18 protein-coding genes and 1 pseudogene are annotated in these 24330 nt (G+C 72.8%); 9 read left to right on the top strand and 10 right to left on the bottom strand.

The window, feature by feature from the left end; translation table 11 throughout:
* Nucleotides 1–161 precede the first annotated feature (161 nt).
* Nucleotides 162–644 (top strand): hypothetical protein, encoded by a 483-nt coding sequence (locus tag ACGFR7_RS04030; RefSeq protein WP_393312705.1) that lies wholly within the window; start codon nucleotides 162–164, stop codon nucleotides 642–644.
* A 45-nt stretch (nucleotides 645–689) separates the two neighbouring features.
* Here ACGFR7_RS04030 and ACGFR7_RS04025 read toward each other — a convergent pair whose 3' ends face one another.
* The 6 genes from ACGFR7_RS04025 to ACGFR7_RS04000 all read right to left on the bottom strand — a co-directional run bounded on the left by ACGFR7_RS04025 (nucleotide 690) and on the right by ACGFR7_RS04000 (nucleotide 9654).
* Nucleotides 690–1853, bottom strand: a complete 1164-nt coding sequence (locus ACGFR7_RS04025; RefSeq protein ID WP_393314136.1) for an acyl-CoA dehydrogenase family protein — start codon at nucleotides 1851–1853, stop codon at nucleotides 690–692.
* Nucleotides 1854–1861: 8 nt separating this feature from the next.
* Complete coding sequence (locus tag ACGFR7_RS04020; RefSeq protein ID WP_393312703.1) at nucleotides 1862–3940, bottom strand: biotin carboxylase N-terminal domain-containing protein; 2079 nt, start codon at nucleotides 3938–3940, stop codon at nucleotides 1862–1864.
* 7 nt (nucleotides 3941–3947) lie between these two features.
* Nucleotides 3948–5546 carry an acyl-CoA carboxylase subunit beta gene (locus ACGFR7_RS04015; protein WP_393312701.1) on the bottom strand — a complete coding sequence of 533 codons (1599 nt, stop codon included), beginning with the start codon at nucleotides 5544–5546 and terminating at the stop codon, nucleotides 3948–3950.
* Nucleotides 5543–7357 (bottom strand): acyclic terpene utilization AtuA family protein, encoded by a 1815-nt coding sequence (locus ACGFR7_RS04010; protein WP_393312699.1) that lies wholly within the window; start codon nucleotides 7355–7357, stop codon nucleotides 5543–5545. Before ACGFR7_RS04010 ends, ACGFR7_RS04015 begins: the two co-directional genes overlap by 4 nt.
* Complete coding sequence (locus ACGFR7_RS04005) at nucleotides 7354–8205, bottom strand: TIGR03084 family metal-binding protein (protein WP_393312697.1); 852 nt, start codon at nucleotides 8203–8205, stop codon at nucleotides 7354–7356. The genes ACGFR7_RS04010 and ACGFR7_RS04005 overlap by 4 nt, the downstream gene beginning before the upstream one ends.
* 558 nt (nucleotides 8206–8763) lie before the next feature.
* On the bottom strand, nucleotides 8764–9654 hold the full coding sequence (locus ACGFR7_RS04000; protein WP_393314133.1) for a DMT family transporter: 891 nt from the start codon (nucleotides 9652–9654) through the stop codon (nucleotides 8764–8766).
* A 180-nt stretch (nucleotides 9655–9834) separates the two neighbouring features.
* Here ACGFR7_RS04000 and ACGFR7_RS03995 point away from each other — a divergent pair, with 180 nt between their 5' ends.
* Together ACGFR7_RS03995 and ACGFR7_RS03990 are read left to right on the top strand one after the other, a co-directional pair.
* Nucleotides 9835–10719: a LysR family transcriptional regulator gene (locus tag ACGFR7_RS03995; protein WP_393312695.1), complete on the top strand. Its 885-nt coding sequence runs from the start codon at nucleotides 9835–9837 to the stop codon at nucleotides 10717–10719.
* Nucleotides 10720–10867: 148 nt separating this feature from the next.
* Nucleotides 10868–11485: a GPP34 family phosphoprotein gene (locus tag ACGFR7_RS03990; protein ID WP_393312693.1), complete on the top strand. Its 618-nt coding sequence runs from the start codon at nucleotides 10868–10870 to the stop codon at nucleotides 11483–11485.
* Between the two features lie 173 nt (nucleotides 11486–11658).
* Here the strand turns inward: ACGFR7_RS03990 and ACGFR7_RS03985 are convergent, their stop codons facing one another.
* Nucleotides 11659–12228: a helix-turn-helix domain-containing protein gene (locus tag ACGFR7_RS03985; protein ID WP_393312691.1), complete on the bottom strand. Its 570-nt coding sequence runs from the start codon at nucleotides 12226–12228 to the stop codon at nucleotides 11659–11661.
* Between the two features lie 82 nt (nucleotides 12229–12310).
* Here ACGFR7_RS03985 and ACGFR7_RS03980 point away from each other — a divergent pair, with 82 nt between their 5' ends.
* Nucleotides 12311–13231, top strand: coding sequence for an NADP-dependent oxidoreductase (locus ACGFR7_RS03980; RefSeq protein ID WP_393312689.1), 921 nt, complete (start codon nucleotides 12311–12313; stop codon nucleotides 13229–13231).
* Between the two features lie 612 nt (nucleotides 13232–13843).
* Entirely contained in the window at nucleotides 13844–14128 is a 285-nt protein-coding gene (locus tag ACGFR7_RS03975) for a Tn3 family transposase (RefSeq protein ID WP_393312687.1), read from the top strand.
* Nucleotides 14129–14130: 2 nt separating this feature from the next.
* Here ACGFR7_RS03975 and ACGFR7_RS03970 read toward each other — a convergent pair whose 3' ends face one another.
* Nucleotides 14131–15753 (bottom strand): IPT/TIG domain-containing protein, encoded by a 1623-nt coding sequence (locus tag ACGFR7_RS03970; RefSeq protein ID WP_393312685.1) that lies wholly within the window; start codon nucleotides 15751–15753, stop codon nucleotides 14131–14133.
* 599 nt (nucleotides 15754–16352) lie between these two features.
* Here ACGFR7_RS03970 and ACGFR7_RS03965 point away from each other — a divergent pair.
* Entirely contained in the window at nucleotides 16353–16799 is a 447-nt protein-coding gene (locus tag ACGFR7_RS03965; protein WP_393312683.1) for a hypothetical protein, read from the top strand.
* 62 nt (nucleotides 16800–16861) lie between these two features.
* Here ACGFR7_RS03965 and ACGFR7_RS03960 read toward each other — a convergent pair whose 3' ends face one another.
* Nucleotides 16862–17845: a LysR family transcriptional regulator gene (locus ACGFR7_RS03960; RefSeq protein WP_393312681.1), complete on the bottom strand. Its 984-nt coding sequence runs from the start codon at nucleotides 17843–17845 to the stop codon at nucleotides 16862–16864.
* A 471-nt stretch (nucleotides 17846–18316) separates the two neighbouring features.
* On the bottom strand, nucleotides 18317–21298 hold the full coding sequence (locus ACGFR7_RS03955) for an FAD-binding and (Fe-S)-binding domain-containing protein (RefSeq protein ID WP_393312679.1): 2982 nt from the start codon (nucleotides 21296–21298) through the stop codon (nucleotides 18317–18319).
* 394 nt (nucleotides 21299–21692) lie between these two features.
* Here ACGFR7_RS03955 and ACGFR7_RS03950 point away from each other — a divergent pair, with 394 nt between their 5' ends.
* From ACGFR7_RS03950 to ACGFR7_RS03940, 3 genes and pseudogenes are all read left to right on the top strand, one after another.
* Entirely contained in the window at nucleotides 21693–22748 is a 1056-nt protein-coding gene (locus ACGFR7_RS03950) for a helix-turn-helix transcriptional regulator (RefSeq protein WP_393312677.1), read from the top strand.
* A gap of 91 nt (nucleotides 22749–22839) precedes the next feature.
* Nucleotides 22840–23958: a phosphoserine transaminase gene (serC, locus tag ACGFR7_RS03945; RefSeq protein ID WP_393312675.1), complete on the top strand. Its 1119-nt coding sequence runs from the start codon at nucleotides 22840–22842 to the stop codon at nucleotides 23956–23958.
* Nucleotides 23959–24148: 190 nt separating this feature from the next.
* Nucleotides 24149–24330, top strand: a pseudogene (locus tag ACGFR7_RS03940) (IS982 family transposase); the annotation flags it as partial.

Genomic DNA, 24330 nt, shown 5'->3' with positions numbered 1-24330 from the left:
CGCCCCACCCTCGGGCCGGCCGGGGCCTTCCCGTGCTCGAAACGGAGACGGCCCCCGTGCCCGATTCCCCGTATACGGTCGGCAGGGACACCCCCGGACCGCTCCGCGAGGCCCGGGACCTCATCCGCGGGCTGCTGGCAACGTAGGGAGACACGGAGAGAATGACCACCATCGCCGTTACCGGCCACATGGACCTTACGGAGAGCACCGTGCCGCTGGTGCAGGAGGCACTGCGGAACCTGCTGCGCGAGCACCGGGCGGGCGCGTTGACGGGGGTCACCTGCCTGGCACGGGGCTCCGACACCCTGTTTGCCGAGGCGGTCGTCGAGGCCGGCGGGCGTCTGATCGTCGTCCTGCCGTCGCAGGACTACCGGCAGGCGAAGGTCAAGCCCGATCACGCCCCGGCCTTTGACCGGTTGGCCGCCGCTGCTGAGGTGGTGACCATGCCGTACGACGCGGCGAACCGGGAAGCGTACGAGGCGGCCAACGGCGAGCTGATCAAGCGGGCCGACCGGCTTGTGGCGGTGTGGGACGGCGTGCCCTCCACGGGGAAGGGCGGCACGGCCGACACCGTTGAGCAGGCTCGCGATGCCGGGCTGCCCGTCGATGTCGTATGGCCGGGCGGGGCCGAGCGCGGCGCCTGAGGACGCCGGCCCGGACGCACCGGCACGGGCACGGGCATGGCCCGTTCAGTACGACTTGGGCAGTCCCAGTGACTGGTGCGAGACGAAGTTGAGGATCATTTCGCGGCTGACCGGGGCGATCCGCGCCACGCGGGCGGCGGTGATCAGGGAGGCGAGGCCGTACTCCTGGGTGAGGCCGTTGCCGCCGAGGGTGTGGACGGCCTGGTCGACGGCGTGGACCGCGGCCTCGGCTGCCGCGTACTTGGCCATGTTGGCCGCCTCGCCCGCGCCCATGTCGTCGCCCGCGTCGTAGAGGTGCGCCGCCTTCTGCATCATCAACCGGGCGAGTTCCAGCTCGATATGGGCCTGGGCGAGGGGATGGGCCACGGCCTGGTGGGCGCCGATGGGCTCCTTCCACACCTGGCGGGTGCGGGCGTAATCGAGGGCCCGGCCGAGGGCGTAGCCGCCCATTCCCAGGGCGAACGCGGCGGTCATGATCCGCTCCGGGTTGAGCCCCGCGAAGAGCTGGAGGAGCCCGGCGTCCTCGTCGCCGACCAGTGCCTCGGCGGGCAGCCGGACCTCGTCCAGGGTCAGTTCGAACTGCTTCTCCGGGGCGGCGAGTTCCATGGCGATCGGGCTGCGGTCGAAGCCGGGGGTCTCGCGCGGGACGATGAACAGGCAGGGCTTGAGGCGGCCGGTGCGGGCGTCCTCGGTGCGGCCGACGATCAGGGTCGCATCGGCGATGTCGACGCCCGAGATGAAGACCTTGCGGCCGTTGAGGACCCAGTCGCTGCCGTCCTTGCGGGCGGTGGTCGTGATGCGGTGCGAGTTGGACCCGGCGTCCGGCTCGGTGATGCCGAAGGCCATCTTGCGGGAGCCGTCGGCGAGGCCCGGCAGCCAGGCCCGCTTCTGTTCATCGGTGCCGAACCGGGCGAGGACCGTGCCGCAGATGGCGGGCGAGACGACCATCATCAGGAGCGGGCAGCCGGCCGCGCCCAGTTCCTCCAGGACGAGGGAGAGTTCGACGATGCCGCCGCCTCCCCCGCCGTACTCCTCGGGGAGGTTGACGCCGAGGTAGCCCAGCTTGGCGGCCTCCGCCCACAGTTCGTCGGTGTGCGTGCCCTCGGCCACGACCCGGGTGACGTAGTCGCGGCCGTAGCGCTTGCCGAGCGCGGCGACGGCGTCGCGCAGGGCGCGGTGTTCCTCGGTCTCGATCACAGGGTTGCTCATGGCACTGCTCATGACGGCTCCTTGTGTGCGGTGGGTGAGATGAGGTGCGGTGGGTGAGTCTCGGCCGCCTCAGCCCCCTCCTTCGTCTCGGCCGTCTCGGCCACGACGGCCAGCAGTGCCCCCACCTCGACCTGTTGTCCGGTGCGGACGGGCAGGGCGGTGAGGGTGCCGGCGGCCGGGGCGGTGATCTTGTGTTCCATCTTCATCGCCTCCAGCCAGAGAAGGGGCCGGCCCGCCTCGACCCGGTCGCCCTCGGTGAGGCCTTCCGCGATCCGTACGACCGTGCCGGGCATCGGCGCCAGCAGCGAGCCGGGCTCCGTACGGGCCGTGGGGTCGGGGAAGCGGGGCAGCGCGGTGAAGGCGTAGGAGGCGGGCGCGGTGGCGCCCCCGCCGGGAGCGGGAGGCGCGTCGACGTGGACCCGGTCGCCGTAGCGGGCGACCGTGAACGGCCGTCGCAGACCGTCGACTTCGAGCACCACCTCGTCCGGCCCCAGGGCGAGCAGCCGGACGCCGGGGAAGTCCTCGGCCGACAGCCCGTTGCGGCCGAGCCGGTAGCGGATCTCGTACGCGGTGCCGGTGCCGGTGCCTGTGCGAGGGCCGGTGCCGGTGCCTGTGCCAGAGCCGCTGCCGCTGCCGCTGCCGCTGCCCGCGCAGGCGTAGGTCTTGGTCTGCGGTCCGGAGGGGACGTTGCGGAAGCCCCCGAAGCGGGAGCGGCCGTGGGCGTCGGCGAGGGCCGCGGCGAGCGCGAAGAGGCCCGCCCCGGCATCGGCGGCCTTGGTCAGCTCGGGCAGGTTGCGGTCGTAGAAGCCGGTGTCGAGCGCCGCGGGGTCGGTGAACTCCGGGTGGCGCAGGGAGCGTACGAGCAGGTCGCGGTTGGTGACCGGGCCGTGGATACGGGCCCGCTCCAGGGCGCCCGCGAGTTTCCGCACGGCCTCGTCCCGGCTGGGCGCCCAGGCGATGACCTTGGCGAGCATCGGGTCGTAGTGGACGCCGATGGTGTCGCCGCCGGTCACCCCGGAGTCCAGGCGGACGCCGTCGGGCAGCTCCAGGCGGTGCAGGGTGCCGGTCTGCGGCTGCCAGCCGGCCGCCGGGTCCTCCGCGTACAGCCGCGCCTCCACGGCGTGTCCGTGCGGGCGCGGCGGTGCGGCGTCCAGGGGGCGGCCCTCGGCGATGCGCAGCTGGAGGGCGACGAGGTCGAGGCCGTGGACCGCCTCGGTGACCGGGTGTTCGACCTGGAGGCGGGTGTTCATCTCCAGGAAGTACGCGCGTCCGTCCGCGGAGACCAGGAACTCCACGGTGCCCGCGCCCCGGTAGCCGATGGCGCGGGCGGCCTGTTCCGCCGCTTGATGGAGCGTGGTGCGCAGTTCGTCGGAGAGTGCGGGGGCCGGGGCCTCCTCGATGACCTTCTGGTGGCGGCGCTGGAGGGAGCAGTCGCGGGTGCCGAGCGTCCAGACCGTCCCGTGCGCGTCCGCGAGGATCTGCACCTCGACGTGGCGCCCGCCGACCACATACGGCTCGACGAACACCTCCCCGTCGCCGAACGCGGATGCCGCTTCGGCCGCGGCCGCCTCCAACTCACCTTCCAGGGCGGACAGTTCGGTGACCACGCGCATACCGCGGCCGCCGCCGCCCGCCGCCGCCTTCACCAGCAGCGGCAGATCGGCCGCGGTGGCCGCCGCGGGGTCGACGGGGGCGAGCAGGGGCACCCCGGCCCCGGCCATCAGCTCCTTGGCCCGCGTCTTGGACGCCATGGCCTCGATGGCGGCAGGTGGCGGCCCGATCCAGGCCAGGCCCGCATCGGCCACCGCGGCGGCGAAGGCGGGGTTCTCGGAGAGGAAGCCGTAGCCGGGGTGGACCGCGTCGGCGCCCGCGGACCGCGCGGCCCGCACGAGCAGATCGCCCCGCAGATAGGTGTCGGCCGGAGCGTCGCCCGGCAGCCGTACGGCGGTGTCCGCCTCGCGGACGTGCGGGGCGTCCGCATCCGCGTCCGAGTGCACGGCGACGGTGGAGACGCCCAGCTCACGGCAGGTGCGAAAGACCCGCCGGGCTATTTCGCCGCGGTTGGCGACAAGGAGGGAACGGATCACTTCTGCCTCACATCCGGAAGACGCCGAAGCCGCCCCGCGCGCCCTCGACCGGCGCGTTGTGGAGGGCGGACAGACACAGGCCGAGGACGGTCCGGGTGTCGCGCGGGTCGATGACACCGTCGTCGTAGAGCCGCCCCGACAGGAACATCGGCAGCGACTCCGACTCGATCTGCTGCTCGACCATGGCGCGCAGCCCGGCGTCCGCCTCGTCGTCGTAGGGCTGCCCCTTGGCCGCGGCCGAGGCGCGGGCGACGATCGAGAGCACCCCGGCCAGCTGCTGCGGCCCCATGACGGCGGACTTGGCGCTCGGCCAGGCGAACAGGAACCGGGGGTCGAAGGCGCGGCCGCACATGCCGTAGTGCCCGGCGCCGTACGAGGCACCCATGAGGACGGAGAGGTGCGGGACCTTGGAGTTCGACACCGCGTTGATCATCATCGCGCCGTGTTTGATGATGCCGCCCTGCTCGTACTCCTTGCCGACCATGTAGCCGGTGGTGTTGTGGAGGAAGAGGAGGGGGATGTCGCGCTGGTTGGCCAGTTGGATGAACTGGGCGGCCTTCTGGGACTCCGCGCTGAAGAGCACGCCCTGGGCGTTGGCGAGGATGCCGACCGGGTAGCCGTGCAGCTCGGCCCAGCCGGTCGCCAGGCTCGGCCCGTAGAGCGGTTTGAACTCGTCGAAGTCCGAGCCGTCCACGATCCGGGCGATGACCTCGCGGGGGTCGAAGGGCGCCTTCAGGTCGTCGGGGACGATGCCCAGCAGCTCTTCCTCGTCGTACGCGGGTGCCGCCACGGGTCCCGGATCGGGCTGCGGTTTGCGCCAGTTGAGGCGGGCAACCACCCGCCGGGCCTGGCGCAGCGCGTCCGGCTCGTCCACCGCGAAGTAGTCCGCGAGCCCGGAGGTGCGGGCGTGCATCTCGGCGCCGCCCAGCGACTCGTCGTCGCTCTCCTCGCCGGTCGCCATCTTCACCAGCGGCGGGCCGCCCAGGAACACCTTGGCGCGTTCCTTGACCATGATGACGTGGTCGGACATGCCGGGGACGTAGGCGCCGCCGGCGGTCGAGTTGCCGAAGACGACGGCGACGGTCGGGATGCCGGCCGCCGACAGCCGGGTGAGGTCACGGAACAGCGCCCCGCCCGGGATGAAGATCTCCTTCTGGCTGGGCAGGTCGGCGCCGCCGGATTCGACCAGCGAGATCACCGGCAGCCGGTTGGCGAAGGCGATCTCATTGGCCCGCAGCGCCTTCTTCAGCGACCAGGGGTTGCTGGCGCCGCCGCGCACCGTCGGGTCGTTGGCGGTGATCAGGCACTCCACGCCCTCGACGGTGCCGATGCCGGTGACCACCGAGGCACCGACGGGGTAGTCGCTGCCCCAGGCCGCGAGCGGCGACAGCTCCAGGAACGGCGTATCGGGGTCGAGCAGCAGCTCGATCCGCTCCCGGGCGAGCAGCTTGCCGCGCTTCCGGTGCCGGGCGACGTACTTCTCCCCGCCGCCCGCGGTCGCCCTGACGTGTTCGGCCTCGACTTCGGCGAGCTTCGCGAGCATCGCCTCCCGGCGCTCCGCGTACTCGGCACCCGCCGTGTCGAGCCCGGTTGCGAGCACGGTCACCACAACACCTCCGGTATGTCCATGTGCCGCGCGCGCAGCCACTCCCCCACGGCCTTGGCCTGCGGGTCGAACCGGGCCTGGGCCGCGACGCCCTCGCCGAGCAGCCCGTCGACGACGAAGTTGAGCGCGCGCAGATTCGGCAGTACGTGCCGGTCGACCGGCAGCTCGGCGGTCTCCGGCAGCAGGTGCCGGAACTGCTCGACGGTCAGCTCATGGGCCAGCCACCGCCAGGCCCGGTCGGTGCGGGCCCACACCCCGACGTTCGCCGAGCCGCCCTTGTCGCCGCTGCGGGCACCGGCGACCAGGCCGAGGGGCGCACGCCGGGTGGCCCCGGCGGGCAGCGGCTCGGGGAGCCGGGCGTCGGGCGGTCTCTCCACCTCCCGCGTTGCGGAGGCCGGTGGGATGTCGACCCGGGTGCCGTCCGCCAGTACGGCCACGTGCCCCACCCCGGCCGCGTCCACCGCCACCGCCTCGAAGACCCCGTACGGGGTGCCCTTACCGGGCGGCGCGGTGACGTGGAAGCCGGGGTAGCTGGCCAGCGCCAGCTCGACCGCGGCGCCGCTGACCACCCGTCCCACCGCGTCCTGGTCGGTGTCCCGCACCACCAGCCGCAGCAGTGCGCTCGCCTCCTCCTGGACCTCCGCGTCCTCGTGGTCGGTGCGGGCCAGCGTCCAGCGCACCTCGGCCGGCCGGTTGCCCGCCGCGTCGAAGGCCGCCTCCATCTGCCGGCGGACCAGCACGGCCTTGGCCGTGACGTCCAGCCCGGTCAGGACGAAGGTGACCTCGTTGCGCCAGCCGCCGAGGCGGGTCAGCCCGGTCTTGAGGGTCGGCGGCGGCGCCTCGCCGCGCACCCCGCTGATCCGGACCCGGTCCGGCCCCTCCTCCGCCAGCCGCACGGTGTCCAGCCGCGCCGTCACATCGGGCCCGGCATAGCGGGCACCGGCCGTCTCGTACAGCAGTTGGGCGGTGACCGTGCCGGTGGTGACCGCGCCGCCGGTCCCCGGGTGCTTGGTGATCACCGAGCTGCCGTCGGCGGCGATCTCGGCCAGCGGGAAGCCGGGGCGCAGCAGGTCATGGGCGCCGAAGAAGGAGTAGTTGCCGCCGGTGGCCTGGGCCCCGCATTCGAGGACGTGCCCGGCGACCACCGCCCCGGCCAGCTGGTCCAGATCCCCGGGCCGCCAGCCGAAGTGCGCCTGGGCCGCGCCGCTGACCAGCGCGGCATCGGTGACCCGCCCGGTCACCACCACATCCGCACCGGCCCGCAGGCACGCCGCGATCCCCCCGCCGCCCAGGTAGGCGTTGGCGGTCAGCACGCCTTCGCCCCACCCCCCGCGCGCCAGCAGATCATCGCCCTCCACATGCGCCACGCTGACGGACACCCCCACCTTGCCCGCCAACTCCCGTACGGCATCGGCGAGTCCGGCCGGATTCAGCCCGCCCGCGTTGGCGACGATCCGCACCCCGCGCTCGACGGCCAGCCCGAGCCCGTCCTCCAACTGCCGCAGGAAGGTCTTGGCGTAGCCGCGCGTGGGGTCCCTCAAGCGGTCCCGGCCGAGGATCAGCATGGTCAGCTCGGCGAGATAGTCGCCGGTCAGGACGTCCAGGGGGCCGCCGGTCAGCATCTCGCGCAGCGCATCGAAGCGGTCGCCGTAGAAACCGGAGGCGTTGCCGATGCGGAGGGTGGCGGGGTCGGCGCCGATCGGGCGTAGGGGCGCGGGGTGCTGCCCCGGATGCTGCCCCGGATGCTGCCCCGGGTGCTGCGACGCGTGCTGCGCGGGGTCCGCGTGGGGCACGGGACGGCCGTCGCTCATGCGGCGCCGCCCTTCCCGGACGGGTGTTGCTCGCCCTTCCCGGGCGGCTGTTGGCCGCCCTTTACGGACGGCTCCCGGCCCTTCCCCGGCGGTCCCGCGAAGGCCTGGGCGATCCCCAGCCATCGTTCCGCGTCCGCCCCTTCGGCCCGCAGGGACGGCAGGTCGGCACGGTGGGCCCGCTGGGTCACCAGCCGACAGAACTCCAGTGCGTCCCCGGTCACCCGCTGCCCGGCATCCGCAGGGCCGTACTCCCACACCGTGCCGTCCGGAGCCCGCAGCTCGACCCGGAACTCCTCTTCGGGCGGAGTGAGTTGATGTGTCGCATAGGCGAAGTTCCGGGTGCGCACCCCGATCCGGGCGATATGCCGCAGCCGGGCGGTGGGCCGGCGGGTGGCACCCAGCGCATCGGCCACGTCCTGACCGTGCGCCCAGGTCTCCATCAGCCGGGCGGTGGCCATCGAGGCGACGCTCATCGGCGGGCCGTACCAGGGCAGCTTCTCGCCCGTCGGGCGGGCGGCGAGCGCCCGCAGCAGCTCTTCGCGGCCGTCGCGCCAGCCGGCCAGCAACTCCGCGGGCGGCACCTTCGCCCCCGCCTCGGCAGCCTCGTCGACGAAGGTCAGCGGCGAGGCCAGCGCGTCCTGCGCGGCCCGTGCGAACCCCTCCGGGTCGGTGGCCGACAGCAGGGCCTGCCGGTCGGTCCAGGCGAGATGGGCGATCTGATGGGCGACGCTCCACCCCGCGGCGGGCGTCGGGGCCGCCCAGCGCTCCGCCGGCAGCCCGGCGACCAGCGCGTCCAACTCCTCGCTCTCCGCCCTGAGATCGGCCAGTACGGCGCCGGGATCGGACACGCGGCACTCCCCTCATCGACGCGACTGCCGTAACAGCAGGGCGTGTTGGCATGCGACGACGGCCGCGGCACAGGGCGACGGCCCGTCGGTGTGGTGCGGGTGCGGTGTGGTGCGGGTGCGGTGCGCTCCGAGCGTGGCAGCGCCGCCAGAAACAATCAAGCACGCCTGCATGATTTTCTCTTCCGCCGATGCCTTCGAGACATGACCGTCGATGCCTTCGAGACATGACCGCCGATGCTTCGGGCCATGGCCTGAGACACGTAGGGGGCGAGAAGCCGATTGCGCCGCCTCGGGGCAGCGTTCGCCGGGCGCTCGTGTGCAGGCGCCCCAGCCGTTCGCTGTCAGCCCGGGGTCAGCCGGGCTGACAGCGAACGGCGGACGTCCACGAGCCCGGTCACCCTCAGGCGGCGGGCATTCCAGTGGTCCGCCCTCCCACCGTCGGCGAGCGCCGACTACGGCTCAGGAGCGACGGTGGGCGAGGACACCGGGGTCGATGTCGATCGGGAAGGGACGTTCGACGGCGGTCCCCCCCGCGCCCAGTGCGGAACCGCCCCGCCCTCAGTGCGCACCCGCCCCCGCGCTCCGCACCGCCCCCACACTCGCGACCACGACCAGCCCGATCGCCAGCACCTCGGCCCAGCCCAGTGCCTGGTGCAGGACGAGGAACCCGGCGGTGGCCGCGGCGGCCGGCTCCAGGCTCATCATCACGGCGAACCCGGAGGCCGGGAGCTTGCGCAGGGCGAGCAGTTCAAGGGTGTAGGGCATGACGGAGGACATGAGGGCGACGGCGGCGCCCAGCCCCACCGTGACCGGATTGAGCAGGGCGGCGCCCGCGCTGACGATGCCGAACGGCAGGCTGAGCAGCGCCGCGACGGTCATCGCCAGCGCCAGCCCGTCCGCCTGCGGGAAGCGCTGTCCCGTATTGGCGGACAGCAGGATGTAGGCGGCCCACAGGCCACCGGCCGCGAGCGCGAACGCCGCGCCGGTGAGGTTGAGCCCGTCGAAACCCTCGCGCCCCAGCAGCACCACACCACCGAGAGCCAGCGCCGCCCACACCAGGCTGAGCAGCCTGCGCGAGGTCGCCACCGAAAGGATCAGCGGCCCCAGGAACTCCAGGGTGACCGCGGCCCCCAGCGGGATGCGGTCGATCGCCTGGTAGAAGAGCGAGTTCATACCGGCCAGTGCGACGCCGAAGGCGAGCACCGTGGCCCAGTCGCCCCGTGAGTGGCCGCGCACCTTGGGACGGCAGACGACCAGCAGCACCAGCGAGGCGACGACCAGCCGCAGGGTGACCACGCCCAGCGCACCGGCCCGCGGGAAGAGCAGCACCGCCACCGACGAGCCGAACTGCAGCGAGACGATCCCGCCCATGACCAGCGCCACCGACACGAGCCGCCCGCGCGCACCCGACGCCCCGGCGGCCCCGGCCTGGGCCTCCGCCGTCAGCACCTCGGGCGAGGGCGGCACGGGGTGCGGAATCCCCCCGTCGTCACCGGTGGAGACGGTGTGGACGGGAGCGGCGGGGATACGGCCATCGGGGCTCTCGGGCGATGCATTCACGCCACCACGCTACGGGGCCCTCTTCCGGTCCGTGAAATGCCGTTTCCCCTGTTGTTATGCTCCCCACGCATGAGCATCGAGCTGCGTCATTTCCGCTGCTTTCTCGCCATTGCCGACACCCTGAGCATCACCCGCGCCGCCGAGCGCCTGCACCTGACCCAGCCGGCCGTCTCCCGCACCCTGCGCCAGCTGGAGCAGGAGGTGGGCCTCCGCCTCGTCGACCGCACCACCCACCACCTCGCGCTCACCCCCGACGGCCTCTCCTTCCGCGACCAGGCCGCGATCGCGGTGACCGCCTTCGACCGGGCACTGGGCCACGCGCCCCACACCGCCTGGCCGCTGCGCCTGGGCCACGCCTGGTCGGCCGCCGGTACGGACACCACCGCACTGCTGCGCCGCTGGCACGAGGAACATCCGCAGACCCCGCTCGAACTCCTCCGGATCGACGACCGCACGGCCGGTCTCGCCCGCGGCGACGTGGACGCGGCCCTGCTGCGCGGCGAGGTCCGCGCCCCGGGCCTGATCACCGACCAGCTCACCACCGAGCCCAGGGTCGCCGGCCTCCCCGCAGACGACCCGCTGGCCCACCGCACCGCCCTCTCCCTCACCGAGCTGACGGACCGCACCATCGCCCTCAACACCGTCTCCGGCACCACCACCCTCGACCTGTGGCCCGCATCGGCCCGCCCCGCCTCCACGATCACCATCGGCAACACCGACGACTGGCTGGCCGCCATCACCGGCGGCCGCGCCGTGGGCGTCACCACCTCCGCCACCGCCGACATGCACCCCCACCCGTCCATGGCCTACGTCCCCCTGACCGACGCCCCGCCCGTCCCGGTGGTCATCGCCTGGCGCGACGGCCCCGGGCACCCGCGCATTCCCGACCTGGTCAGACTGGCCCACGAGGTCATCGGGAGGGCGGCGGACAAAGCCGCGCCGCGCACGGGCTGAGATGACACCTGGCCGCTGCGGCCCGCATCCCGGATCCTCGTGGGATGCAACCACCGCCTTCGCTCCATAAGCTCGTAGGAGCAGGAGGAACGCTCACCGGCGGGCGGAAGCCCCACCATGCTCCTGATGCCCTGACGTGGAGCCCTTCATGACCACACCGCGGGACCTGTTGTTCGTCACCATGGACGTGGAATCCAGTCGCACGGTGGAGCGCGGCAATCTGTCGCTCGCGCTCGCAGGCGCCGAGCTGATCGACCTCCTGGAGGCGCAGGCCGTCAGCCTGGACGGCGACCGCATCGTGCCGGGCTACCGGCCGGCCGTGGCCGACCGCCTCATGGACGAGGCCGCGTCGTCACTCGACCAACAACCGCCGTACGAGTCCGTCGACGACTGGCTGTGGCGCAGAGGCCGCGGTCTGTCCACGGCCTACCTGACCGCCTTCGAGACGGAAGGACAGCTCACCCGGCAGCCCCGCAACCGCTGGATCCCCTTCCGGTCCGGCGGCGAACTGACGCTGGCCGACTCGCCCGCTCGCCGCGCGGCGGCGGCCCGCTGGACCGCGGGCGAACCCGTCCTCGCGGCCCTTGCGACGGCCCTCAGGCTCCGCGACGAGCGGCCGGAAGAGCCTGCGGACGTGGCCGACGAAGCGGTGGAGACAGTCCTCGCCACCGTCGCCGACGCCGTGAACGAGCTGGAATTCGAGCGCCAACGACGAGCCATCGACGACGAGGCCTTCAGCAATATCTGGCGAGGCCCGGGCGGCTGACGCGGCCGACGGCGCCGCCCTCTGCCGTCTCCCGAACCAACCCCGACTCCCCACTCCCGTCGGCTACCGCCGACTACCGCCCCGACTACCGCCCCCGGCAGGCGTAATCCGCGCGCACCCGATGCGGACTGCACGCGATTCATCAAGCTCCCGCGGCACCGCCCGAAGCGCCGTCAGCACACGCCTCCGGCCGCACGTACTTCGGCGAGCGCTTGCCGTGCCAGCTGGCCGAAGTCCTCGCTGTTGCGGGTGTCGATCCACTGGTCGTAGGCGATCTCCCAGATGAGCGTGCCCAGTTCGGCGGCCACGCGCGCGGTCAGGCTCGGGACGCCGCGGCGGTTGAGGGCGTCGATCATCGAGGCGGTGAGGTCGATCCTCTTCAGGGCTTCGCGTTCACGCAGTTCCGTATGGGCCTTCAGCACGGCCTGGCGCCGGCTGCTGAACTCGCGGCGGTCGACGGTGAAGAACGTCCGGCCGAGCGCATCCAGGGCGTGCGCCACCGTGTCGAGCGGCCCGGCCGCCGGCGGTGCAGCGGCGATCCCTTCGACGAGCAGGCCGGCCACCGTGCCCCCGCCGAAGAGCACCTCGCGCTTGTCCGGGAAGTGCCGGAAGAACGTGCTCTTGGTGAGCCCCGCGCGCTCCGCGATGTCGATCACGGTCGTGTTCTCGTAGCCGCGCTCCTCGAAGAGGTCGAGGGCAGCGGTCGCGAGTCGTCCTGGTGCGTCGGGTTGCCAGCGAGCCATGGGAGCAGTCTACGGGACTTCGTCCCATCACTGGTGTACGGTCCATGAGACCAAGTCCCATCACTGGCCAGGAGAAACCACGATGAGCAGAGCCGTCCTTTACCGGCGATTCGGCGGTCCCGAAGTGCTCGAACTGCAGGAGATACCCGAGCCGCACGCCGCACCGGACGAGGTCCGCGTCCGGGTCACGGCCGCTGGACTGAATCCGATGGACTGGCAAATCACCACGAAGCCCGACATGGCGGCGCGGTTCGGCATCACGTTGCCGGCCGGGTTCGGCAGCGACTTCGCCGGAGTGGTGGACGAGGTGGGCGCCAACGCCACCGGATTCGCGGCCGGCGACCGGGTGTACGGGGCTGCGATCGGCCGGTCCGTCGCCGATTTCGTGCTGGTCAAGACACCCACGGCAGCGCTGTGGCACACACCTGAGGGCATCGCCGACGAGGTGGCGGGCACGCTTCCGGTGGCCGGCCTGACGGCCTCCGCCGCGCTCGCCGCGATCGGGCTCCACGCCGGGGACACCGTCCTGATCGGCGGGGCGGCGGGCGGCGTGGGCGTCTTCGCCACCCAACTGGCGAAGCTTGCGGGCGCCCGGGTGCTCGGCACCGCCTCCGAGGGCACCTTCGGATTCCTGCGCGGGCTCGGCGCCGAACCCGTGGCGTACGGCCCTGGCCTGGCCGACCGGGTGCGGGCCCTGGCGCCCGAGGGGATCACCGCCGCAACCGACCTGTTCGGAAGGGAGGCGGCCGAGACCGCACTCGAACTCGGCGTGGCACCCGAGCGGATCACCGTCGTCGCCGACGGCCCCGCCCCGCCGCCCGGCGTGCGCACGGCGGGCGCCCTCGATGCGACCCCGGGCGCCCTTCAACGGATCACCGACGCGATCCGATCCGGCGAGATCACGGTGCCGATCGCGGCGGCCTTCCCGGCCGAGCAGATCCGCGAAGCCGTGACGCTGCAGGCGGAGAGGCACGTACACGGCAAGATCGTGATCGCGCTGTGAACCGGCACAAGGCGGCTCGCTGCCGGAATCCCCGTCGTCGTCAGGGCGGTTGATGCGGAAGGGTGCTGCGCCTATGCACTGACGGCGCGTCCGGCCGCCCCGCCCCCGCTCGCATCGCGGCCCTCGGTCCGTCGCCCTCACGTTCGGGAGGCGGCATGACGCGCAAGGCCGGATCGGCCCTCCTCACGCCCGGCTTCTGGTGTGAGCGGTGGGTGTATCGCTCCGTGCAGGCGGATCGCCTGGAATCCTGGACGGCTCGCGTCGCGCACAGCCCCCTGAGCCCGGTCCGGATGATGGGCGGGGATGCCAGGAGCGTCGCTGCCGGCCTTCCCGAGGAGGAACGGCGGCGGGTGCTGGGAGAGTTGGGACGCCCGGGCAGGTGGGGGCCATGGCCGCACTCCAGCGGGGCGAGCCGTGCGGGCTTGCGCTCAACCGCGCCGGGGCGTGGGTGGAGTGGTCGGCCAGGCCGGTCCTCCTTCTGGCACTCGTTGACGGTGCTCCGGGGGCGCCCCGTGCACGCCGACCCGAAACAGCCGATGGGTTTCGGGGCAGCCTGACGCCGGGCGACGGCCTTCCGTAAGAGAAGCGGGACCGCCCCTCGGCTGCATCAGGGTGGCGCGTCGGGGCCGTTCGCGCGGACGGCGATCCCGTCGCGGAGGGCGTCCGCCGAGGCGCTCCTGCGCCGTTTCCCCGCAACGCCTTGCGCCCACCTACGTGGCGATGCGGGAGGTCGGCCGCGCGAAGAAGGCCATCTTCGTGGCCCGCTACCTGCGGCTGCGGGACCTCCAGCGGGAGATCGAGGACGGCCTGAACGTGTGGGAGTCCTCCGACGGCCACAGCTCCCGGCCCCGCGCCGCGGGCGGTGGAGAGGCGGCCGGGGAGCGTAGGGACGGGTGAGGTCAGATGCCGGGCCCCGCGACGTAGGTGAACGTTCCGGCGGGGGTGCCGCCGGGACCTGTGACGGTGACGTCGACGGTGCCCTCGGTGCCGCTGGGCGGGCTGGTGGCGGTCAGGGTGGTGTCGGAGATGACCGCGAAGGCGACCGGGGTTCCGTTGAAGGTGACCTGCTCGGTGCCGGCCAGGCCGGTGCCGGTGATGGTCACTTCGGTGCCACCTGTAGTGGGCCCGGTGTTGGGGCTGACGCTGGTGACGGTGGACGGGTCGAGGTAGGTGTAGGAAAGGCCGTCGGCGGTCCCGCCGGGGGTGATCACCGTGACGGCGACGCCGCCCGGCGCCGGAGCGGCGGTCGCCCTGACGGTGACCTGGGTGTCGGAGACGGACTGGATGACGGCTCGGGATGCGCCGAAGAACACGTCGATGGCTCCGGCGAGGTTGCGGCCGGTGATGACGATCTCCTGGTCGCTTCCTGCAACCGGGCCCGCGGCGGGGCTGATGCCGGTGAGGGTGGGGGGTGGCGTGTAGTAGAAGGTTCCCAGTGTTCCGGTGCCGCCGGCGGTGGTGACCGTCACGGGAACGGCGCCGGATCCGGCCGGGGCCGTGACAGTCATCGAGGTCGCGGTGTTGGCGGTGATGGCGGCCAGGGCGGTGCCGAAGTGCACGGCGGTGGCGTTGGCCAGGTTGTGGCCGGTGAGGGTCACGGAGGTCCCGCCGCCCGTGGATCCGTGGTCGGGAATCACGGTCGTTGCCAGAACCTCGACGGTTCCGGCGAGCGTGTTGGTCACGTACGCGTGCGTCCCGTCGGGAAAGAACGCGACGTCGGTGGGGCCGTCTCCCACGCCGATGTTCTCCACGACGGTGTTGGTGGCGGTGTCGATCACGCTCACCGTGTCCGGTTCGGAGTTCGCCACGTACACGTGGGAGCCGTCCGGGCTGACCGTCGGCACGCGCGGCTGGGCGCTGACACCGATCGTGGCCGTGACGGTATCGGTGGCGGTGTCGATCACGCTGAGAGTGGAGTTGCTGACGACCGTGACGTAGACCCGGGTTCCGTCCGGGGTGACGCCCAGCAGGATGGGGAAGCTGCCCACGCTGATGGTGTCGGTGACGGTGTTGGTGGCGGTGTCGATCACGCTGACGGTGCCCGGGATCTGGTTGGCCACGTAGGCGCGGGTTCCGTCCGGGGTGATGACCACGCCGGTTGGCGCGTCACCCACGGTGATGGTGTCGGTGACGGTGTTGGTGGCGGTGGCGATCACATTCACGGTGGAGGCGCCAACGGTCACATAGACGCGGGTGCCGTCGGGGGTGATCGCCGCGACAGTCGTGGGATCGCTTACCGCGATGTCTGTGGTGACGGAGTTGGTCGCGGTGTCGATGACGCTGACGAGAGCGGCACCGCCGAAGGTCACGTAAGCGCGCGTTCCGTCCGGAGTGATCGCCACGAACGTCGGCCCGGCGTTCGTGGGGATGGTGTCGGTGACGGTGTTGGTGACCGTGTCGATCACACTCACTGTGTTCGAGTCACGGTTGGCCACGTAGGCACGGGCACCGTCGGGCGTGAGGGCGATTCCCTGGGGCGTGTCGCCCACCGGAATGACGGCCCCTGGCACGAACGCTGCCATCAGCCCGGAGCCACCTGTCGGAACTGACATGGGCGAACGCGGTTCGAGGGTGAACATGACACTCCCTGAGGTAGGCGGGACGCTCTTGTCCCGCAGCGGAGGTGTCTGCTCCACCGCATGGGCCGGCAGCGGGCAGGCGGCCGGCCGAGACCGGACCGGCGATCTACACAGTGCGAAGTACCCTTCCCTCAAAGGCTTTTAACATTTGCGCCATATATCCGATTCTCCCATAATCGTTTCGCCGAGCGACGGTTCCCGCATTCACCCTCGGAGTTCGCTGCCGCGGGCAGCAACCGCCGCCTGCGCCGCACCGTGGGCTTGGTGAATCGACCGATGACCAGGGCCTCATCGAGATCGCGTCCGGACTGCGCAAGCGTCATCGGGGTTCACCTCGCCGTGCGACGCGCTTACTCCCCAGCCCCTCGTCGGGGATTGCCACTACGGGGCGGCCCCGGGAGACCCCTGACAACGGCCGGGGCCGCGTCTCGTCCGCGGGAACGAGGGAGCGGCGGCGGGCGGGGACCACCATGGAACCGGCCGTCCGCACGGCACGAGCGGCACCGCTCGGCATGGACCAGAAGGGTCAGAAAGGGATCAGCATGAATACCCCGAGCAACCCGCACGCCGTCGAACCGACCGGCACAGACGCGCGCCCTCCGCATCTCCGGCGGGCGTTGCGCGGCGCCAAGCTGCTCGTCGGCGGCTACGCCGTGCTCAGCGGACTCACACTGCTCACCGTCATCCTGTTGCGCCACCGCCCCGACCTGGTGACCGACGCCGTGTGGGTGCGCGTGTCCATCGTCGTCGCGACTTCCCTGCTCATGCTCTCGTTCGCGGTACGGACGAGCCGTGGCCACGGCCGGTCCTATCTACGGCTGCGGCTGGCGTCCGGCATCATGCTGGTGGCCATCGCGGTCATCGTCGCGCTGCCCGGCGCCTTCCCGGTGTGGCTGAAGGCCGAACAGAGCGTGTGCGGAGTGCTCTTGCTCGGTGTGGTCGTGATCGTGAACGGCCGGCGGATGCGGTCGGCGTTCGCTGCCCGGTAGCGCGGGCACCTGCCGCTCCCCGGTTCGGGGCTGGTCACCGGACCACCGGCGCGTGGGGCCGATCACCGGACCGCCGGCGCGTTCCGCAGTCCCGTGGCGGCGGCCCGGCGGATGGCGGCCACCGTGGGCAGGGTGCGGTTCCTTGCCGCCCAGGCCAGGGCCGCGGTGCCCGGGGGCAGGTCCGGCACCGCGACGTAACTGATGCCGGGCCGGGGGAAGAAGCGGCGGGCGGCGGCGGGGAGGAAGGCCATGGCCTGGCCCTGGGAGACGGCGAGCAGCAGCGCCTCCATATCGGGAACCACCGGCCCGTACCGCACCGGAGAGCCGTCCGGGCGTGGGTCGACCGCCCAGAACCGCCACCACACCCGCGGGCATTGGGGCGGAACGTCCACGACGGGACGCCCGGACAGTTCGGCCAGCGTCACCTCGTCCCGGCCGGCCAGGGGGTCGTCGGCCGGGAGGCACGCCACCCGGGGTTCGGTGGCCAGGAGCAGCGTCTCGATACCGGGCGGCACCGGCGGGCGCAGAAACAGCACATCGACCTCGCCGCGCTCCAGTGCGTCGAAGTGGGTCGCGAGATCGAGGCCGCGGACGCTGGTACGCAGCCGGGGATGACAGGTGTGCAGCTCGTCGAGGATGGCCCGGGTATAGGGCATCGCGGCCTCGGCGCCGATCGAACCGATCACCAGCCGGCCCTCGATCTGCCGGGCGTGGGAGCCGGCGGCCCGGCAGAGCCCGGCCATCGCCTCCACCACGGCGCGTGCCTTCGGCAGCAGTGCCTCTCCCGCCGGGGTGATCTCGACGCGGCGCCGGGATCGCTGCAGCAGGACGACGTCCAACCGCTCTTCGAGCGACCGAAGTTGGCGGCTCAGGGCGGGTTGCGTGACAAGCAGCCGGGCCGCTGCCCGGCCGAAGTGCAGCTCCTCCGCCAGGATCAGGAACGACTCCAGCTGCTGGACACTCGGGGCCTGCCGGGAGGCCGTCCACGGAGTGCCGGCGCGCCCGGGGGCCCCCGGGTCGTCCGCGCCCTGACCGTGCTCCGTCATGCAAGGACGTTATCAATCGGCCGTGAACCCTCATCAGGATCAGGGTTCCGCCGGACGGCCGTGGTGCCGCAGGATCGAGAAGTTGCGAATCGAGGGACCGGCGCTGAGCTGACGCGGCCGTCGGGGCACCGGGAACACCCGCCATCACGGCGCCGTTTGACGAAACCGGCCACCCGTTGCGGCGGACCGCCCGCCTCGCCGGGGGACGGAGCGGAACGGCTCAACAGGGGAGAACCGTTCCGCTCCGTGCCCCGCGCGACGTCGTCGAGCAGCCGCTCCGTGTCGTCCTCCGCGACGTCGTCGAGCGGCCGCTCCGTGTCGCCCCCCGCGGCGTCGCCGAGCAGCCGCTTCGTGTCGCCCCCCGGCGGCGTCGCCGAGCAGCCGCCCCGTGCCCCGGGCCGTCCGGCGGCCGGCCGCTCCGTTTCGCTGCTTGCCGGACGGCGCCCCCGGCCCCGTCATCTCACCGTCACCTCAGGTGCCCTCCTCCCCCAACGTCGCTTCCCCCGCCGTCGCCTCCTCCAAAGCCTCCGCCAGCACCTCCGCCAGATGCCGGCCCGGGCGGTCGCCCAGCTGGTCGAGCTGGGTGCGGCAGGAGAACCCGTCCGCAAGGACTTCCGTCCCTTCGGGGGCTTCCCTTACCGCGGGCAGGAGTTGGTCCTCGGCGCAGGCCACCGAGACGTCGTAATGGCCGCTCTCGAAACCGAAGTTGCCGGCCAGGCCGCAGCAGCCGCCGGTCAACTGGCCGGTGAGGCCCACGCGCTCCCGCAGGCGGCGGTCGGCGGCGTCGCCCAGGACGGCGTGCTGGTGGCAGTGGGTCTGGCCGGCTACGGGGCGGTCGATGCGCGGGGGCTGCCAGTCGGGGGCCAGCTCCTCCAGGGCCTGCGCGAAGGTCCGTACGGAGCGGGCCAGTCGGGCGGCCCGGGGGTCGTCGGGCAGCAGTTCCGGGAGGTCCGTGCGGAGGGCGGCGGCGCAGCTGGGTTCGAGGACGACCAGGGGGCGGCCGTCACGCAGGAGGGGGCTCAGGATCTCGACCGTGCGGCGCATCTCCGCACGGGCCTGGTCGAGCTGGCCGGTGGAGACGTAGGTCAGGCCGCAGCACAGGGGGCGGTGGCGGCGCGGCAGCGGAAGGGCTCCGGCCGGGCGCAGGGGCGCGGTCGGTGGCAGGAGGGGACGCAGTCCGGCGGCCTCCAGGACGCGTACGGCGGAGCGGCCGACCTCCGGGGAGAGGTGGTTGGTGAAGGTGTCGGGCCAGAGGATGACCGTACGGCCGGGAGGCGCCCCCGCCCCCGCCCCTGCCCCGTGGCCCGCCCCGGAAGGCGCCCCGCCACCTACCGTCCCGCGCCGGCGCCACCACCAGCGGGTGAAGGTCTCGGTGGCCAGTGGGGGGATCGGGCGCTCGGGGGCGATTCCGCCGAGGCGTTTGGCGACGGCGGCCAGCGGTGTACGGGCGAGAGCGTTGAGGGCGGGGGCGGCGGGGGCCGCGGCGCGCAGCCACCGGGGGAGGCGGCCCATGGAGTAGTGGGCGGCGGGGCGCAGCCGGCCCTCGTAGTGGTGGTGCAGGAACTCCGCCTTGTAGGTGGCCATGTCGACCCCTACGGGGCAGTCGCTGCGGCAGCCCTTGCAGGACAGGCACAGGTCGAGGGCGTCGCGTACCTCCGGCGACTGCCAGCCGTCCGTGATCACTTCGCCCGCCAGCATCTCGTGCAGCAGCCGGGCCCGGCCGCGGGTGGAGTGCTGCTCCTCCCCGGTGGCCCGGAAGGACGGGCACATCACGTCCGTCGAGCCGGGACCGGTGGCGGCGTTACGGCACTTGGCGACGCCGACGCAGCGCCGTACGGCCGCGGAGAAGTCCCCGTTGTCGTGCGGGTAGCCGAACTCGACCGGGACCGGGCGCTTGGGCAGCAGCTCGAAGCGAAGGTTCTCGTCGAGCCGGGCGGGGCGTACGAGCATGCCCGGGTTGAGTCCCGCGGCCGGGTCCCACAGCGACTTGAAGCGTTCGAAGAGGCCGACGAGTTCCGGGCCGTACATCTTCGGGAGCAGTTCGGCGCGGGCCTGGCCGTCGCCGTGTTCGCCGGAGAGCGAGCCGCCGTGCGCCACCACCAGTTCGCCCAGGTCGTAGGAGAACTCCCGGAAGCGACGGATGCCCGGGGCGGTCAGCAGGTCGAAGTCGATACGGATGTGGATGCAGCCGTCGCCGAAGTGGCCGTAGGGGGTGCCGCGCAGGCCGTGCTGGGCCAACAGGGCGCGGAAGTCGCGCAGATACGGGCCGAGCCGGGCGGGCGGGACGGCGCAGTCCTCCCAGCCGGGCCAGGCCTCACTGCCATCGGTGAGCCGGGTGGCGGTGCCGGAGGCGTCCTCGCGGATCCGCCACAGGGCACGCTGGCCGGCCGGGTCGGTGACGAGGGTGTGGTCGGTGACGCCGTCCGCGGCCGCCGCCCGGCACAGCGCCTCGGCCCGTGCCGCCGCCTCGCCGGGACTCGCGCCGCCCATCTCCACGAACAGCCAGGCGCCGCCCTTGGGCAGGCCGGCCGCGTTGCCCACGAGGTCGGCGGCCATCCCCTCGACGGTCATCGGCTTGTGCGGGAGCAGGGTGTGGGCGGCCTCGGCGGCGGCGCTCTCGTCGGGGTAGCCGAGGACGGCCAGGGCCCGCGCGGCCGGGGTCTCCACCAGCCGTACGGTCGCCTCGGTCAGCACGCCGAGGGTGCCCTCGCTGCCGGTGAGGGCGCGGGCGAGGTCGGTGCCCGCTTCCGGCAGCAGCGCGTCCAGGGCATAGCCGGAGATCCGGCGCGGGAGGTCGGGGTAGCCGGTGCGCAACAGCGCCAACTCCCGGTCGACCAGGGCCTTGACGCCGTCCCGCAGACGCGGCGGCAGTCCGGTCGGGGCGCCGGTGGGACCCGTGCCGCGGCCGGCCCGCACCTGCTCGCCGCCGTACGTCAGCAGCTCCAGTTCGCGGACGCTGTCGGCGGTGGTGCCCCAGGCCACCGAGTGCGAGCCGCAGGAGTTGTTGCCGATCATGCCGCCGAGGGTGCAGCGGCTGTGGGTGGAGGGGTCGGGGCCGAAGGTCAGTCCGTGCGCGCCGGCCGCCGCCCGCAGGTCGTCCAGGATGACGCCGGGCTGGACGACGGCGGTGCGGGCGGCGGGGTCGAGCGAGACGATGCGCCGCATGTGCCGGGTGAAGTCCAGCACCACCCCGACGCCGGTCGCCTGCCCGGCGATACTGGTCCCGCCGCCGCGCGGCACCACCGGCACCCCGTGCTCCCGGCAGACCCGCAGCGCCGCCGCGACATCCTCGGCGTCCCGGGGCGCGACCACCGCCCTGGGCACCCGCCGGTAATTGGACGCGTCCATCGTCATCAGCGCCCGGTCGGCCGCGGCGAACGAGACCTCCCCCCGCACCGCGGCCGCCAACTCCTTCTCCAGGTTCCGCTTCTCCGTCTCCGTACGATCAGCCATGTCTCCAGCCTGCCCACTGGGGCGGGTTCATGGGCGGTCGACGGGCCCGATCGTCGGGCGAGTCGCGCCCGGCAGGCGGGGAGGGGCCGTCAGGCGGAGAGGGGGCCGGCAGGCGGTCAGCCGGAGACGGGAGCGGCCTCGGGTGTCCGGCCGGGCGTAACGGCGTCGGCCGTGACGGCGTCGGCCGTGACGGCACCGCCCGGGTGGAAGCGGACCGCTCGGCGTCGTAGCCGTCGTAGCCGTCGTCGCCGGGGACGAGGACGGGGCCCCGGACCTGCGCCACGAGGGCGGCGAGGTCGAGGGCGGGGGCGGACGGTCGGGCGAGGTCGTTGATCTCCATGTCCGGCACTCTGCCGCCATAACTTGACACCTGGCGTCATATATAACTGCGGCCGTGAAGTCGTCCCGTCTGCTCTCGATCGTCCTGCTCCTCCAGACCCGTGGCCGGGTGGCGGCCGCTGAGCTCGCCGAGCGGCTGGAGGTCTCCACCCGGACCGTCTACCGCGATATCGAGTCGCTGTCGGCGGCCGGGGTGCCGGTGTATGCCGAACGCGGCCGGCACGGCGGGATCGCGCTGCTGCTCGGCTTCCGTACGGATGTCACGGGGATGACCACCGACGAGACGCGCGCCCTGTTCATCCTGGCCGCGCAGGGCGCGCACACGGCCCTCGGGCTGGACGAGGCGCTGGGCTCGGCGCTGCGCAAGGTGATGGCGGCGCTGCCCGCCCCGCACCGGCCGGCCGCGGAGCTGGCCGGCAGCCGCATCCTGGTCGACCCCGACAAGTGGATGAGCGGCCCGCGCCCCGCCGTCGACCTGGACGAACTCCACACCGCCGTCTTCACCGACCGACGACTGCGCATCCGCTACCGCCACAGTGGCCAGACCCGGCCGCGGACGTACACCGTCGACCCGTACGGGCTGGTCGCCAAGGCCGGCACCTGGTACCTCGTCGCGGACCGGCGCGGCCGGCCACAGCTCTTCCGCGCCGACCGGGTGGCCTCGGCGACCCTCACCGACGCCCCCGTACGGCGCCGCGCGGGGGTCGGCCTCGCCGGGGTCTGGCAACACCTGCGGCGCCAGGTCGAGGACCGGCCCGCGGACGTCAGGGTGACCGCCCGGATCCGCCGCGACCGCCTCGACCTGGCCGTACGGATCCTGGGCCCGGCGCTGACCGGACCACCCCGTACGGGTGATGGCGAGAACTCCAGGAGCGTCGAGAACTCCGGGACCGGCGAGAACTCCGGGAAGAGCAAGGAAAAGGAAACGGACGACACCGGGACCGGCTGGGCCGTCATCGAGCTGGCCTACCCCGTCCTCGGCGCCGTCCGTCAACTGCTCCAGTTCGGCGACTCCCTCGAAGTGCTCGGCCCGCCCGAGGCCCGCCGGGTGATGGCCGAGGCCGCTGCCGCCCTCACCGCCGTCTACGCGGCAGACGCCCCGTCCGTATAGCGCTCCGGAACCGTCCACCGTACGAGCACCGGGCATCTCATCCGCTGGACGTGCCGCCGAACCCCGCAGCACGACGGATTAGGCTTCCCCCGTGGCTGATATCCAGATCCCCGCTGACATCAAGCCCGCCGACGGACGCTTCGGCGCGGGCCCCTCCAAGGTGCGTACGGAGGCGCTCGGCGCCCTGGCCGCCACCGGTAGCTCCCTTCTCGGCACGTCCCACCGCCAGGCTCCGGTCAAGAACCTGGTCGGCAAGGTGCGCGACGGCGTACGCGACCTCTTCCAGCTCCCCGAGGGCTACGAGGTCGTGCTCGGCAACGGCGGCTCCACCGCGTTCTGGGACATCGCGACGCACGGCCTGATCGAGCGCAAGTCCCAGCACCTCAGCTTCGGCGAGTTCTCCTCGAAGTTCGCCAAGGCCGCCAAGCTGGCGCCGTGGCTGGACGAGCCCACCGTCCTCTCCGCCGACCCGGGCGACCACCCGGACCCGGCCGCGGAGGCGGGCGTGGACGTCTACGGCTTCACCCACAACGAGACCTCGACCGGTGTCGCCGCCCCCATCAAGCGGGTCGCGGGCGCCGACGAGGGCTCGCTGGTCCTGGTCGACGCCACCTCCGGCGCCGGCGGCCTGGCCGTGGACATCGCCGAGACCGACGTCTACTACTTCGCCCCGCAGAAGTCGTTCGCCTCCGACGGCGGCCTGTGGCTGGCGGCCTTCTCCCCCGCCGCCCTGGAGCGCGCCCGCGCCATCCACGCGTCCGGCCGCCACATCCCCGAGTTCTTCTCGCTGCCCACGGCGATCGACAACTCCCTCAAGAACCAGACGTACAACACCCCGGCGCTGTCCACCCTCTTCCTGCTCAACGAGCAGCTGGAGTGGATCAACGGCCAGGGCGGCCTGGACTGGGCGGTCCGCCGCACCGCCGCCTCCTCGAGCGCCCTCTACGGCTGGGCCGAGGACTCCAAGTACGCCACCCCGTTCGTCACCGACCCGGCCAAGCGCTCGCAGGTCATCGGCACCATCGACTTCGATGACGACATCGACGCCGCGGCCGTCGCCAAGGCCCTGCGCGCCAACGGCATCGTCGACACCGAGCCGTACCGCAAGCTCGGCCGCAACCAGCTGCGGATCGCGATGTTCCCGGCGATCGACCCCGCGGATGTCGAGGCCCTGACGACCTGCATCGACCACGTGATCGGCAAGCTGTAGTCACCTGGCGGCATCACGCACCACCACGGGCCCCGGCGGGCGACCGCCGGGGCCCGTGCGCTGCCGCCCCGACGATGGCCCGAAAGACCCCCCTGGTGGGGCCCTGATGCGCCCCTGATGGCCCCTAGATGAATGAGTCCGATGTTTGTGCTGGCCGCGACCATGGCGAAGGGCGCCCGTTGGCTCGTGTGTGACGACAAACCTGGACGCCCTTCTGGCGGCACTGTACGTGTTCATCGACGACCATGTGACCTCTCGTCGCCGGATCGGGCGGCCCCCGAAACTGACAGATGCCGAACTGCTGTGCCTGGCGGTCGCCCAAGTACTGCTGGGCTTCCCCTCGGCCAGGCACTGGCTCCGCTTCGCCCACGC

It is taken from the genome of Streptomyces sp. NPDC048516 (genome assembly GCF_043199875.1).
In the GTDB taxonomy this organism is placed as follows: domain Bacteria; phylum Actinomycetota; class Actinomycetes; order Streptomycetales; family Streptomycetaceae; genus Streptomyces.
The sequence above is the reverse complement of the archived record's forward strand: the minus strand, read 5'-3'. Positions and strand labels throughout refer to the sequence as shown.